We start from the raw sequence: 12896 nt of genomic DNA, 5'->3' as shown, positions 1-12896 counted from the left end.
CATGCAAGCCACGCATCGCATCCAGGCCGGCGTGCTCGAGGTGGCCTATCACGAGGCCGGGCCGGCGGACGGCCCGCCGGTGGTGCTGATGCATGGCTTTCCCTACGACATCCACGCCTATGCCGAGGTGGCGCCGCTGCTGGCGGCCCAGGGCTGCCGCGTCATCGTGCCCTTCATGCGCGGCTACGGCGGCACCCGCTTCCTCGACGACGCGACGCCGCGCTCGGGCGAGCAGGCGGCCTTCGGCGCCGACCTGCTGGCCCTGCTGGACGCGCTGGAGATCGACAAGGCGGTGCTGGCCGGCTACGACTGGGGCGGCCGCGCCTGCTGCGTGGTGGCGGCGATGTGGCCGCAGCGATGCGCGGGGCTGGTCTCCTACAACAGCTACAACATCCAGAACATCGCGCGGGCCATGGAGCCGGACACGCCGGAGAACGAGCGGCGCCTCTGGTACCAGTACTACTTCCACAGCGAGCGCGGCCGCGCGGCGCTGGAGAAGGACCGGCGCGCGGTCGCGCGGCTGCTGTGGCAGCTGTGGTCCACCAGCTGGCGCTTCGACGAGGCCACATTCCAGCGCAGCGCCGCGGCCTTCGACCACCCGGACTTCGTCGAGGTAGTGATCCACTCCTACCGGCATCGTTTCGGCCTGGTCCCTGGCGACCCGGCCTATGCCGAGATCGAAGCTTGCCTGGTACGGCAGCCGACCATCGGCGTGCCCACCATTACCTTCGACGGCGAGGACGATGGCGTGCGGCTGCCCGCCGACGCCTCGCAGCACGCCGCGAAATTCACCGGCCCGCGCTCGCATCGGATCGTGCCGGGCGCCGGCCACAACCTGCCGCAGGAAAAGCCGCAGCTCTTCGCCGACGCGGTGATGGAGCTGGTGGCCGGACGATCCGCATGAGCTTCCAGAACTTCAAGACCCTCTCTTCCCACCGCTGCTTCGGCGGCACGGTGAGCTTCCACGAGCACGACTCGCGCGAGATCGGCCTGCCGATGCGCTTCTCGGTGTTCATGCCGCCGCAGGCCGACGCCGGCCAGCCGGTGCCGGCCTTGCTCTACCTCGCAGGCCTGACCTGCACCGAAGAGACCTTCATGGTCAAGGCGGGCGCCCAGCGCCTGGCGGCCGAGCTGGGCCTGGCGCTGATCGCCCCGGACACCAGCCCGCGCGGCCCGGCCGTGGAGAGCCTGCCCGGCGCCAAGGACAGCTGGGACTTCGGCATTGGCGCCGGCTTCTACCTCGACGCCACCGAGGCGCCCTGGGCCGCGCACTGGCGCATGGAAAGCTGGATCGTCGGCGAGCTGCTGCCCGGCCTGGTGCAGCAGTTCAGCCTGGACGAGAAGCGCCTGGGCATCTTCGGCCACTCGATGGGCGGCCACGGCGCCCTCACCCTCGCGCTGCGGCACCCCGGCCGCTTCCGCTCGGTGTCGGCCCTGGCGCCGATCTGCGCGCCCAGCCAGTGCCCCTGGGGCGTCAAGGCCTTCACCAACTACCTGGGCGCCGACCCTGCGAACTGGCTGCCGCACGACGCCAGCGCCCTGATGCAGTCGCAGACCGCTGCGCCCTACCCTGGCGGCATCCTGGTCGACCAGGGCCTGGCCGACCAGTTCCTTGCCGCGCAGTTGCACCCCGATCGGTTGGAGGCCGCCTGCCGCGCCGTCGGCCAGCCGCTGACGCTGCGCCGCCACGAGGGCTACGACCACGGCTACTACTTCATCCAGAGCTTCATGGCCGACCACCTGGCCCACCATGCGCGCGAGCTCGCGCGCCAAACGTAAAAGAATGAACCCAGGCGCGGCCTCGCGCCTCTGAGAGCGCACGCCGACCCAGATTCGGGCAACATTTCGCGCTTTGCGCTGAAACCGTTTACAAAGAAAAGTAAAGCTGACCCCGGCACCCGGCTTGCTTGCCTCGAGACTCCCTATGATGGCGCGCTCTCACCGAAGGTAACATTTCGTGTCAATGGTTCAGCTGGCGCTGAAGCGCCCGTACACCTTCATCGTCATGGCGATGCTGATCGTCCTGGCGACGCCCTTCGTGCTGATGCGGATGGCGACGGACATCTTCCCGGAAATCAACATTCCGGTGATCAGCATCATCTGGAACTACGGCGGCCTGCCGGCCCAGGAGATGGGGCAGCGCATCTCCGGCCAGTCCGAGCGGGGCCTGACCACCACGGTGAGCGACATCGAGCACATCGAGTCGCAGTCGCTGGCGGGCATCAGCATCATCAAGGTCTTCTTCCAGCCCAATGCGAATATCGAGACGGCGCTGGCGCAGGTGGTGGCCTCCATGCAGACGCAGGTGCGCCAACTGCCGCCGGGCATCACGCCGCCGCTGGTCATCAAGTACTCGGCATCGAGCATCCCGGTGGTGCAGCTGGCGCTGTCCAGCCCGACGCGGGCGGAGAACTCGCTCTTCGACGCGGCGGTGAACCAGCTGCGGCCGCAGCTCATCACGGTGCCTGGCGCGGCGGTGCCCTTTCCCTACGGCGGCAAGAACCGGCTGATCTCGGTGGACCTGGACGTGCAGGCGCTGCAGGCGCGCGGCCTGTCGCCGGCGGAGGTGGTCAACGCCATCAACGCGCAGAACCTGATCCTGCCCTCGGGCACGGCCAAGCTGGGCGCGCTGGAATACAACGTGCGCATGAACGGCTCGCCCGACGAGCTGGCCGGCCTGAACGACCTGCCGGTGCGCACGGTGAACGGCGCCACCGTCTACCTGCGCGACGTGGCCTACGTGCGCGACGGCTTCTCGCCGCAGACCAACATCGTGCGCCAGGACGGCGTGCGCGGCGTGCTGATCTCGGTGCTGAAGAACGGCGGCGCCTCGACGCTGGACATCGTCTCCAACATCCTCGATCTGCTGCCGCGCGCGGCGCAGTCGATGCCGCCGGACATCAAGATCACGCCGCTGTTCGACCAGTCGCTGTTCGTGAAGGCCGCCGTGAAGGGCGTGGTGCTCGAAGCCATCCTCGCCGCCGCGCTTACCGCGGCGATGGTGCTGCTCTTCCTTGGCAATTGGCGCAGCACGCTGATCATCGGCCTGACCATCCCGTTGTCGATCCTGGCCTCGGTGCTGGCGCTTTACTCGCTGGGCGAGACGCTCAACCTCATGACGCTGGGCGGGCTGGCGCTCTCGGTGGGCATATTGGTGGACCAGGCCATCGTGACCATCGAGAACATCGAGCGGCACCTGCACATGGGCACGCCGCTGGAAGAAGCCATCCTGGTGGGCGCGGGCGAGATCGGGCCGGCCGCCTTCGTCTCCACGCTGTGCATCTGCATCGTGTTCGTGCCCATGCTCTTCCTCTCGGGCGTGGCGCGCTTCCTCTTCGTGCCCATGGCCGAGGCGGTGATCTTCGCGATGCTGGCCTCCTACATCCTCTCGCGCACGTTGGTGCCCACGCTGGTCATGCTGCTCATGCGCAAGGACCCGCACGCCAAGGAAGACCCGAACGCCCGTCCGAGTGCGCTGCAGCGCGTCTACCGCAGCTTCGACCGCCGCTTCGAACTCGTACGCCGTGCCTACACCCTGCTGCTGTCAGCGCTGCTGGCGCGGCGCGGGCCCTTCATCGCCCTCTTCCTGGGCTTCTGCCTGCTGTCCACCCTGCTCTTCCCGGTGCTGGGGCGCGACTTCTTCCCCAGCGTGGATTCGGGCCAGATCCGGCTGCACATGCGCGCCGCCACCGGCACCCGCATCGAGGAGACCGCGCGCCTGGCGGACAAGGTGGAAGCGGCCATCCGCGAGATGATCCCCAAGGAGGAACTGGAAACCATCCTCGACAACCTGGGCGTGCCCAACAGCGGCATCAACCTCTCGTACAGCAACGCCGGCACCATCGGCACGCTGGACGGCGAGATCCTGATGTCGCTCAAGGACGGCCACCGGCCGACCGAGGAGCTGGTGTCCATGCTGCGGGCCGAGCTGCCCAAGCGCTTCCCGGGTGTGGAGTTCTTCTTCCAGCCGGCGGACATCGTCACGCAGATCCTCAACTTCGGCCTGCCGGCCGCCATCGACGTGCAGTTCGCCGGCAACGACATCCAGGGCAATGCGGCCCGCGCAGCCGAGCTGGCCAAGGCGATCCGCAAGATCCCCGGCGCGGTGGACGTGCACGTGCATCAGCGCCTGGACGGTCCTGCGCTCAACCTCAACATGGATCGAACGCGCTTGCAGCAGCTGGGGCTGTCGGCGCAGAACGTGGGGCAGAACGTCCTCATCGCGCTCTCGGGCAGTTCGCAGACGCAGCCGGCCTTCTGGCTGAACCCGGCCAACGGCGTGGTCTACAGCGTGGCGGTGCAGACGCCGCAGTACCGCGTCGATTCGCTCGATTCACTGCTGGGCATTCCGGTCGGTGCCGGCGGCGCGGCGGCCGGCACGCAGGCGCCGCAGCTGCTGGGCAACCTGGTGGAGGCCGGCGCAGGCCGGCTGCCGCAGGTGGTGTCGCGCTACAACATACAGCCGGTGATCGACGTGTACGTGAGCGTGCACGGCACCGACCTGGCCAGCGTGGCCTCGAAGGTGCGCGCGGAGATCGAGGCGGTCAAGCCCAAGCTCGCACGCGGCAACAGCGTGACGCTGCGCGGCCAGGTGGAGACCATGCAGTCCTCTTTCATCGGACTGGGCGTGGGCCTGGCGATGGCGATCGTGCTGGTGTACCTGCTGATCGTGGTCACCTTCCAGTCCTGGCTGGACGCGGCCATCATCATCACCGCGCTGCCGGCAGCGCTGGCGGGCATCGCCTGGATGCTCTTCCTCACCGGCACCACGCTGAGCGTGCCGGCGCTCACCGGCGCGATCATGACCATGGGCGTGGCCACGGCCAACAGCATCTTGCTGGTGTCCTTCGCTCGCGAGCGCCTGCATGCGGGCGCACCGCCGCTGTCGGCCGCGCTGGAAGCCGGCGCCACCCGCATCCGTCCAGTGCTGATGACGGCGCTTGCCATGATCATCGGCATGATTCCCATGGCCCTGGGCCTGGGCGAAGGCGCCGAGCAGAACGCGCCGCTGGGCCGCGCGGTGATCGGCGGCCTGATCCTCGCCACCGTGTCCACGCTGCTGTTCGTGCCGGTTGTTTTCGCCGGCATCCACAGTGCCCTGGCGCGCCGCCATGCGGCCCGCTCCACCCATCCCTCGGCCGGCGGACCCGCCGCGGCCCTTCCCCAGGAGAGTTGATCACCATGTCGCAACGCCACGAGGCCTTGGGCATCCATCCCATCGGCGCCGTCGACGTCGAGGACGGAACGCCGCCCGAAGACCTGGTGCGACGCCGCCAGGTGCTGCGCCGCGCGCGCATCGCCGCCGTCGTCGTGCTGGTGGTGCTGGCGCTGGGCAGCGCGCGCATCGTCGTCACCCGCATGGCCAACGCGCGCACCCTCGATGCGGCCTCGGCCGAGCATGCGGTGCTCTACGTGCGTGTGGCCTCGCCCCAGGCCGCCAAGGCCGGCCAGACGCTGACGCTGCCCGGCACGCTGCAGGGCTACGTGCAGTCGCCCATCGCGGCGCGCGCCAGCGGCTACCTCAAGCGCTGGACCAAGGACATCGGCAGCCGCGTGCAGAAGGGCGAGCTGCTGGCCGAGATCGAGACGCCGGAAATCGACGAGCAGCTGTCGCAGGCCGTGGCGGCGCGCAACCAGGCCGCCGCCACGCTGGAGCTGGCCAGGAGCACCGTGGCGCGCTGGGAAGCGCTGCGCAAGAAGGACGTGGTCTCGCAGCAGGAACTGGACGAACGCCGCAGTGCCGTCGCCTCGGCCACCGCCAACCTGGCCGCCGCAGACGCCAACGTGCAGCGCCTCAAGCAGACCGAAGGCTTCAAGCGCGTGGTGGCGCCCTTCTCGGGCGTGATCACGCGGCGCAACGTGGACGTGGGCGACCTGATCGATGCCGGCTCGGGCGGCGGCGGACGCGCGCTTTTCCAGCTGGCGCAGACCGATACGCTGCGCGTGTACATCAACGTGCCGCAGTCCTACGCCCAGCTGGTCAAGGCCGGCCAGCAGGTGGTGGTGACGCAGGCCGAACTGCGCGGCCAGAACTTCCAGGGCGAGGTGGCGCGCACCTCGGGCGCCATCGACACCACCACCCGCATGATGCAGGTGGAAGTGAACCTGCCCAACCGCGAAGGCGTCCTGCTGCCCGGCGCCTACGTGCAGGTGTCGCTGCCGCTCGCGGCCAGCCAGACGCTCACCGTGCCGGGCAATGCGCTGATCTTCCGCGCCGAAGGCACGCGTGTCGCGGTGGTGGATGGCCAAGGCAAGGTCAAGCTGCGCCCCGTGACCCTGGGCCGCTACCTGGGCGAGGCAGTGGAAGTGGTCGACGGCCTGGCCGCCAGCGACCGCGTGGTGCTCAACCCGCCCGATTCGCTGTCCGACGGCGACGCGGTGAGCATCGCCAAGGAGGCGGCGTGACCCCTGCCGCCGCGCGCCTGCTTCGCGCTGCCGTTGCGCTGGGCGTGAGCGCCCTGCTGGCCGCCTGCGCCGTGGGCCCCGACTACCAGAAGCCCGCTCCGCCGGCCGACCTGCCGGTGAGCTGGAAGCTGGAAGCGCCCTGGCGCGAGAGCGCACCGCGCGACACAGACGACAAGAGCGCCTGGTGGCAGCGCTACGGCGACAAGCGGCTGGACGGCCTCATGCAGCAGGCGCAGGCCAACAACGCCACGCTGGCGGTGGCCACGGCCCGTGTGGCCCAGGCGCGTGCCTCGCTCGATGCCGCTGGCGCCGCGCAGTACCCGCAGCTGTCCGCGGGCGGCCGCGCCACGCGCCTGAAGATCTCGGCCAATCGCCCGCTCACCAACTACGCGGTGACCAACCAGGCGACGGTGCAGGACGACTTCGCGCTCTCGCTCGTCGCGAGCTACGAGATCGACCTGGTCGGCCGCGTGCGCCGCAGCGTCGAGGCGGCGAACGCCACCGCGCAGCAGGCCGAGGCCGACTACCAGAACACCCGGCTCATCCTCGGCGCCGACCTGGCGGCCGCCTACTTCGCATTGCGCGCCACCGACATCGAGCTGGACGTGGTGAGCCGCTCCATCGCCCTGCAGCGCCGCGCGCTGGACCTGGTGAGCGCGCGGCATGAGCTGGGCGCGGTGTCGGGCCTGGACGTGGCGCAGCAGCAGGCGCTGCTGGACAACACCCTCACGCAGGTCGATGTGCTCAAGCGCCAGCGCGGCCTGTACCAGGACGCGATCGCCACGCTGGTGGGCACGCCCGCGCCGGCTTTCGAACTGGCGGCGGACATCACGCCTTTGGCGCCGCCTCCCATTCCGCTGGGCCTGCCCTCGGACCTGCTGGAGCGCCGTCCCGACGTGGCCTCCGCCGAGCGCGCCATGGCCGCGGCCAATGCGCAGATCGGCGTGGCGACCGCGGCCTTCTATCCCAGCATCTCCCTGCTGCCCACCGTGGGCCTGGACAGCAACCGCATCGGCGCGATCTTCGATGCCAACAGCCTGCTGTGGTCGCTGGGCGTGTCGGCCACGCAGGTGCTCTTCGACGGCGGCCGCATCCGCGCCAACGTGGACTTCACCCAGGCCGGCTACGAGGCCACGGTGGCCAACTACCGCCGCGTGGTGCTGCAGGCCATGCAGGAAGCGCAGGACGGCATCACCGGACTGGCCGCGCTGGACCGCGCGAGTGCGCAGTCGCTCAACGCGGTGGCGGCGGCGCGCCGCGTGCTGGAGATGTCGGCGGCCCGCTACGAAGGCGGCGCGGCCAACTTCCTGGACGTGATCACCGCGCAGCAGGCCCTGCTCAACATCGAGCGGCAATCCGCGCAGCTGCGCGGGCAGCAGCTGGCGGTGTCGGTCTTCCTCATCAAGGCGCTGGGCGGCGACTGGTGCGGCGACGGCGCCGCCAACGCCGCTAGAACAGACTGCCCTGCCCCTGTGCCGCAGGTGGTCGGAACGCGCTGAGGTCCATCGCGATGCGCTCGTGGTTGAAGCCGATGCGCCGCGTCGCCTTCTCGAAGCGCTGTGCGATCAGCTCGGACCAGGTGCCGGTGCCCTTCATGCGGCTCTCGAAGCTGGCGTCGTAGTCCTTGCCGCCGCGCATCTCGCGGATGCGGCTCATCACCCGGTCGGCGCGCTGCGGGTAGTGCACCTGCAGCCATTCCTTGAACAGCGGCGCCACCTCCCAGGGCAGGCGCACCACGTTGTAGAAGGCGCTGCGCGCGCCCGCCTCCCAGGCGGCTTCGAGCACCTGCTCCATGTCCTCGTTGATGAAGGGAATCTGCGGCGAGGCGCTTACGCCCACCGGCACGCCCGCTTCGGCCAGCGTGCGGATGGTGCGCAGCCGCCGGTGCGGCGCGGCGGCACGGGGCTCTAGCCTGCGGGCCAGGTCGCCGTCCAGCGTGGTGATCGTGACGTAGACGGCCGCCAGCTTCTTCGCGGCCATGGGGGCGATCAGGTCGAGGTCCAACTCCACCGCGCTGGACTTGGTGACCAGGGCGAAGGGGTGGTTGCATTCGGCCAGCAGCTCGATCACCGATCGCGTCAGCCGCAGCTCGCGCTCGATGGGCTGGTAGCAATCGGTGGCGGTGCCGATGGCGATCTGGCTGGGCCGGTAGCCGCGCCTGGACAACTCGGCGCGCAGCACTTCGACGATGTTGCGCTTGGCGATGAGCTTGGTCTCGAAGTCCAGGCCCGGCGAGAGATTGAGGTAGCTGTGTGTGGGCCGTGCGAAACAGTAGATGCATCCGTGCTCGCAGCCGCGGTACGGATTGAGCGAGCGGTCGAAAGGCACGTCCGGCGAATCGTTGGCGCCCAGCACCGATTTCGCGTCCTCGAAGCGCACCTCGGTTTGCAGCGGCTGGGCTTCGGCCTGCTCGGCCTGGGCGTCGTCCAGGGTGCCCCAGCCGTCGTCGTAGGTGTCGCGCTCCTCGCTGGAGAAGCGGTGCGGCAGATGGCTGGCCGCGCCACGGCCCTTGATGGCGTGCAAGGGGATCTTGACTTCGGTGGGCATGGCGACGAATCACAAAGACTGTTAATTCATACAGTATCACGCCCGGCAACTGCGTGCATCGCTTCTTTTATTTCTTTCTTGACAGAAATTTCGGAAGGCCTAGACTCCGAGCCATGGAACTGACCGACATCCAACGCAAGTTCGTCCTGCACTGGGGCGAGATGGGCTCCATGTGGGGTGTCAACCGCACGGTGTCGCAGATCCACGCCCTGCTCTTTTGCAACGGCAAGCCCATGCATGCCGAGGAGCTGTCCGAGACCTTGAACGTGGCGCGCTCCAACGTGAGCAACAGCCTGAAGGATCTGCAGGCCTGGAACCTGGTGCGCGTGACCCACGTGCTGGGCGACCGCCGCGACTACTTCGAGACCAGCGTCGACGTGTGGGAGCTGTTCCGCACCGTAGTGCGCGAGCGCAAGGAGCGCGAGTTCGACCCCACCATCCGCCTGCTGCGCGAACTGGTGGCCAGCCCCGACTTCCAGAAGGAGCCGGCCGACAGCCAGGACCGAATCCGCTCCACCCTGGAACTGATGACCCGACTGGCCACCTGGGCCGACGAGATGCTGCGGCTGTCGCCCGGCACGCTGGAGAAGGTGCTGAGCCTAGGGGCCAGCATCCAGCGCTTCGTGCGTGGGGGCACTAGCAGCGCTCCCGACGACCGCCCCGACCCGAATCAATCCGGCCTGCCCATGATCTGAATGGTGGGCTTTTTTTTTGACCGAGAATTTCTGTTTTGACTGAAATATCGAAATAAAGGAGAGCCAGATGCCCAGCGTGCTCCGTTCCGACCTCCCGCTTGCCCAAGAAGGCGCCCCGCCGGTTACCCGTGCCGAGACACGCGACTACTTCACCGAAGTGGCCGAGGACTACCGCGCCTGGAGCCCCAGCTACAACATGCACTTCGGCTTCTGGCGCCTGGGCCTGAATCCGCTGCGCCGGGAAGGCATGCTCGTGGAGATGAACCGGGTGGTGGGGCGCGCGCTGCAGCTGGACCGTCCGGACTGCGAGTCGGGCCGGCGCTGCGTCATCGACCTGGGCTGCGGCGCGGGCGCCACCGCCCGCACGCTGGTCGGCGACCATGCCTCGCTGTACGCCGTGACGGTGACCAACGTGCCGGTGCAGAACCGCATCGCCGCCCGGCTGGATGTGCAGGCCGGCGTGGCCGACCGGATGGCGCATGTGGAAGCCGACTACACCCGCACCGGATTGCCTGCCGCAAAGGCCGATGGCGCCTGGGCAGTGGAAAGCGCCTGCTACGCCCAGGGCACAGCCAAGGCGGACTTCGCGCGCGAGGCCGCGCGGCTGCTCAAGCCCGGCGCGCGCCTGGCGGTGGTGGACGGCTTCCTGCTTCGCCGCGAGACCAGCCGCCTCGGCGGACGGCTGCATCGGCTCTGGGCCGACAGTTGGGCGGTGCCGACGCTCGCGGTGCGCGACGACTTCGTGAAGGCACTCGCCGCCAGCGGTTTCGAGGACATCCAGGTGCGTTCGCTGCGCTGGCGCGTGGCGCCCAGTGCACTGCACATCCCGGTGCTGGCCACCCGCTTCACGCTGGCCGAGCTCTGGAAGGCACGCGGGCGACTCAGCTCCTGGCGGCGCAAGCACATCGTGGCCAGCTACTGCGCACTGCTGCTGGGCATGTTCTGGCGCGACTTCGACTACTGCATGGTGACGGCGACGCGCCGCGCCAACTGATCACAACAACAAGAGAAAGTGACGAGGAGAAGAGAGACGATGCAATCCGAACACGAGGATGGCGCTTCGCGCGCCGCCGCACTCACGCCCGAAGCCGGGCAGACAGCCGAGCCGGTCCGCACCCTGCCCTTCAGCAAGTTCTGGCCGGTGCTCGCCGGCGCGGCCATCGCGCTGGTGCTGCGGGTGGCTTTCTCCGGCATGCCGGGCCAGCGCTTCTCGGCCATGCTCGGCTCCTTCATCTACCTGGCGCCCGCGCTGTGCGGCGCCGTCACGGTCTATGTCGCCGAGCGGACGCAGCGGCGCAGTTGGAGCTACTACTTTTCCGCGCCCCTGCTGTCGACCTCGCTCTTCGTCGTGGGCACGCTGCTCGTGTACATCGAAGGGCTGATCTGCGCCGTGATCATCATCCCGATGTTCGCGCTCCTGGGCGGCCTCGGTGGCCTGGTGATGGGCATCGTGTGCCGCGTCACCCAATGGCCCAGGCGCGCGCTCTACAGCTTCGCGGTGCTTCCGCTCGCCCTGGGGGCGATCGAACCGCAGTTTCCCAACCCCGAGCAGCTGTCCGCCACCACGCGCACCGTGTTCATTGCCGCGCCGCCCGAGCGCGTGTGGCAGGAGATCAACCAGGCGACGGACATCCAGCCGGGCGAAGTGGGCGACGCCTGGGCCTACCGCATCGGCGTACCCATGCCGGTGGCCGGCGTGACCGAGTCCACGGGCGAAGGCCTGGTGCGCCGGGTGCAGTGGCAGAAGCAGGTGCACTTCGAGGAACTGATCACCGAGTGGGAGCCGGCCCGGCGCATCCGCTGGCGCTACCGCTTCTCGCCCGATTCCTTCCCGGCCGGTGCGCTGGACGACCATGTGGTCATCGGCGGACACTACTTCGACCTTCGCGACTCGGCCTATACCCTCAGCCCTCGGGATGGCGGCACCGAGTTGCGCCTGGACGTCAGCTGGCGCGTGAGCACACGCTTCAACTGGTACGCCGACCCCGTCGCGCGCTTCCTGCTGGGCGACTTCTCCGAGCACATCCTGCGTTTCTACAAGGGGCGCAGCGAGGCCGCCGTCGCGGCGGCGATGTCCCCGGGGCTGGGCGGAAATTAGTGCCGCGCTCACAATCGCCCCATGCCCCGCCGCCCCGAAAACGTCTACCCGCGCTACCACGCGCACGTGTACTTCGGCCCCGACACCGTCGAGCAGGCGCGCGCCATGCGCGAGCAGGCCATCTCAACCGGATTGCCGGCCTCCATCGGCCGCTTCCACGAGAAGAACGTGGGTCCGCATCCGCACTGGAGCTATCAGCTGGCCTTCGACGCCGCCGACTACGACCGCGTGATCGGCTGGCTGGACGCCCAGCGCCAGGGCCTGGACGTGCTGGTGCACGGCGACACGGGCGACGATTACGCCGACCACACCGCCCACGCCATGTGGCTGGGCAACGAGGCCACGCTGGACCTGGGCATGTTCACGCGCCCGGCTTGAGGTCGCGCTGGAGCCGCGCTAGAACTCCGCGTCCAGCTCGTCGATTTCCTCCGGCTCGGCCTTGGCCGCCTTCACCCATTCCTGCATGGCCGGCAGTTCCATGATGCGCTTGCAGTAGGCGGTGCAGGTCTTGTCCAGGGCCACGTCGTAGCTGATGAAGCGGGTCACCACCGGCGCGTACATCGCGTCGGCCATGCAGGGCGTGTCGCCGAAAAGGTAGGGCCCACCGTAGCTGCCCAGGCACTCGCGCCAGATGGCCACGATGCGGTCCACGTCGGCTTGCGCCCGCGACCACACCTTGAAGCCGGGAAAGCGCGCCTTGATGTTCATCGGCAGCGAACTGCGCAGCGAGGAGAAGCCCGAGTGCATCTCGCCGCAGATGGCCCGGCAATGGGCGCGCGCCTTGGCGTCGGCCGGCAGCAGGCCGGCCTTGGGCTTGATCTCGTGCAGGTACTCGCCGATGGCCAGGGTGTCCCAGACCTTGATGCCGCCGTGCTGCAGCGAAGGCACCAGCATGGAGGACGACAGCAGCAGCATCTCCGCCTTCATGGCCGGGTCGTCGGGCGGGATCACCTTCTCCACGAAGTCCAACCCGGCCAGCTTGCACATCAGCCAGCCGCGCAGCGCCCAGGCGCCGTAGTTCTTGCTGCTGATGGTGAGAACGGGTTTGGCCATGCGCGCTGCTCCTTGGAGTTGGGCCTCCAAGTGCAAGCCCTGTGCCAGAACGGTGCGGCGCGCGCAAAAAGCATGCGCGCGCTTGGCCCGCAACTTGC

At 68.9% G+C, this 12896-nt stretch carries 11 protein-coding genes; 9 read left to right on the top strand and 2 right to left on the bottom strand.

All coding sequences use genetic code 11. The annotated features are described in order from the left end of the window. Window position 1 precedes the first annotated feature (1 nt). From BM345_RS26690 to BM345_RS26670, 5 genes are all read left to right on the top strand, one after another. The gene (locus BM345_RS26690) at window positions 2-904 is read left to right on the top strand and encodes an alpha/beta fold hydrolase (protein ID WP_093386027.1); all 903 of its coding nucleotides are present in this window, start codon (window positions 2-4) and stop codon (window positions 902-904) included. Then, window positions 901-1779, top strand: coding sequence for an S-formylglutathione hydrolase (fghA, locus tag BM345_RS26685; protein WP_093386025.1), 879 nt, complete (start codon window positions 901-903; stop codon window positions 1777-1779). Before BM345_RS26690 ends, fghA begins: the two co-directional genes overlap by 4 nt. 178 nt (window positions 1780-1957) lie before the next feature. Then, complete coding sequence (locus BM345_RS26680; protein ID WP_093386022.1) at window positions 1958-5176, top strand: efflux RND transporter permease subunit; 3219 nt, start codon at window positions 1958-1960, stop codon at window positions 5174-5176. 5 nt (window positions 5177-5181) lie between these two features. After that, complete coding sequence (locus BM345_RS26675; RefSeq protein WP_093386101.1) at window positions 5182-6405, top strand: efflux RND transporter periplasmic adaptor subunit; 1224 nt, start codon at window positions 5182-5184, stop codon at window positions 6403-6405. After that, a complete protein-coding gene (locus BM345_RS26670) occupies window positions 6402-7904 on the top strand; it encodes an efflux transporter outer membrane subunit (protein WP_254790020.1) in 1503 nt (500 codons plus the stop codon). Before BM345_RS26675 ends, BM345_RS26670 begins: the two co-directional genes overlap by 4 nt. On the opposite strand, the gene BM345_RS26665 is transcribed toward BM345_RS26670, so the two are convergent. Next, window positions 7855-8952, bottom strand: coding sequence for a PA0069 family radical SAM protein (locus BM345_RS26665; RefSeq protein WP_093386019.1), 1098 nt, complete (start codon window positions 8950-8952; stop codon window positions 7855-7857). The genes BM345_RS26670 and BM345_RS26665 overlap by 50 nt on opposite strands. 113 nt (window positions 8953-9065) lie before the next feature. Between BM345_RS26665 and BM345_RS26660 the strand changes: the two genes are divergently transcribed. From BM345_RS26660 to BM345_RS26645, 4 genes are all read left to right on the top strand, one after another. Beyond that, window positions 9066-9647: a GbsR/MarR family transcriptional regulator gene (locus BM345_RS26660; protein ID WP_093386017.1), complete on the top strand. Its 582-nt coding sequence runs from the start codon at window positions 9066-9068 to the stop codon at window positions 9645-9647. Between the two features lie 67 nt (window positions 9648-9714). After that, complete coding sequence (locus BM345_RS26655; protein ID WP_093386014.1) at window positions 9715-10641, top strand: SAM-dependent methyltransferase; 927 nt, start codon at window positions 9715-9717, stop codon at window positions 10639-10641. 39 nt (window positions 10642-10680) lie between these two features. Further along, window positions 10681-11745: an SRPBCC family protein gene (locus tag BM345_RS26650; protein ID WP_093386012.1), complete on the top strand. Its 1065-nt coding sequence runs from the start codon at window positions 10681-10683 to the stop codon at window positions 11743-11745. 21 nt (window positions 11746-11766) lie between these two features. After that, window positions 11767-12123 carry a DOPA 4,5-dioxygenase family protein gene (locus BM345_RS26645; RefSeq protein ID WP_093386009.1) on the top strand — a complete coding sequence of 119 codons (357 nt, stop codon included), beginning with the start codon at window positions 11767-11769 and terminating at the stop codon, window positions 12121-12123. Window positions 12124-12141: 18 nt separating this feature from the next. On the opposite strand, the gene BM345_RS26640 is transcribed toward BM345_RS26645, so the two are convergent. Then, window positions 12142-12798, bottom strand: coding sequence for a glutathione S-transferase (locus tag BM345_RS26640; protein ID WP_093386007.1), 657 nt, complete (start codon window positions 12796-12798; stop codon window positions 12142-12144). Window positions 12799-12896 lie beyond the last annotated feature (98 nt).

Source organism: Variovorax sp. OV329 (genome assembly GCF_900114785.1).
In the GTDB taxonomy this organism is placed as follows: Bacteria; Pseudomonadota; Gammaproteobacteria; order Burkholderiales; family Burkholderiaceae_C; genus Variovorax.
This window is presented reverse-complemented; position numbering and strand designations above follow the sequence as displayed.

Coding starts and splice junctions, on each gene's coding strand:
- BM345_RS26690 (WP_093386027.1), top strand. CDS start 2: ATGCAAGCCACGCATCGCATCCAGGCCGGCGTGCTCGAGGTGGCCTAT.
- fghA (WP_093386025.1), top strand. CDS start 901: ATGAGCTTCCAGAACTTCAAGACCCTCTCTTCCCACCGCTGCTTCGGC.
- BM345_RS26675 (WP_093386101.1), top strand. CDS start 5,182: ATGTCGCAACGCCACGAGGCCTTGGGCATCCATCCCATCGGCGCCGTC.
- BM345_RS26665 (WP_093386019.1), bottom strand. CDS start 8,952: ATGCCCACCGAAGTCAAGATCCCCTTGCACGCCATCAAGGGCCGTGGC.
- BM345_RS26660 (WP_093386017.1), top strand. CDS start 9,066: ATGGAACTGACCGACATCCAACGCAAGTTCGTCCTGCACTGGGGCGAG.
- BM345_RS26655 (WP_093386014.1), top strand. CDS start 9,715: ATGCCCAGCGTGCTCCGTTCCGACCTCCCGCTTGCCCAAGAAGGCGCC.
- BM345_RS26650 (WP_093386012.1), top strand. CDS start 10,681: ATGCAATCCGAACACGAGGATGGCGCTTCGCGCGCCGCCGCACTCACG.
- BM345_RS26645 (WP_093386009.1), top strand. CDS start 11,767: ATGCCCCGCCGCCCCGAAAACGTCTACCCGCGCTACCACGCGCACGTG.
- BM345_RS26640 (WP_093386007.1), bottom strand. CDS start 12,798: ATGGCCAAACCCGTTCTCACCATCAGCAGCAAGAACTACGGCGCCTGG.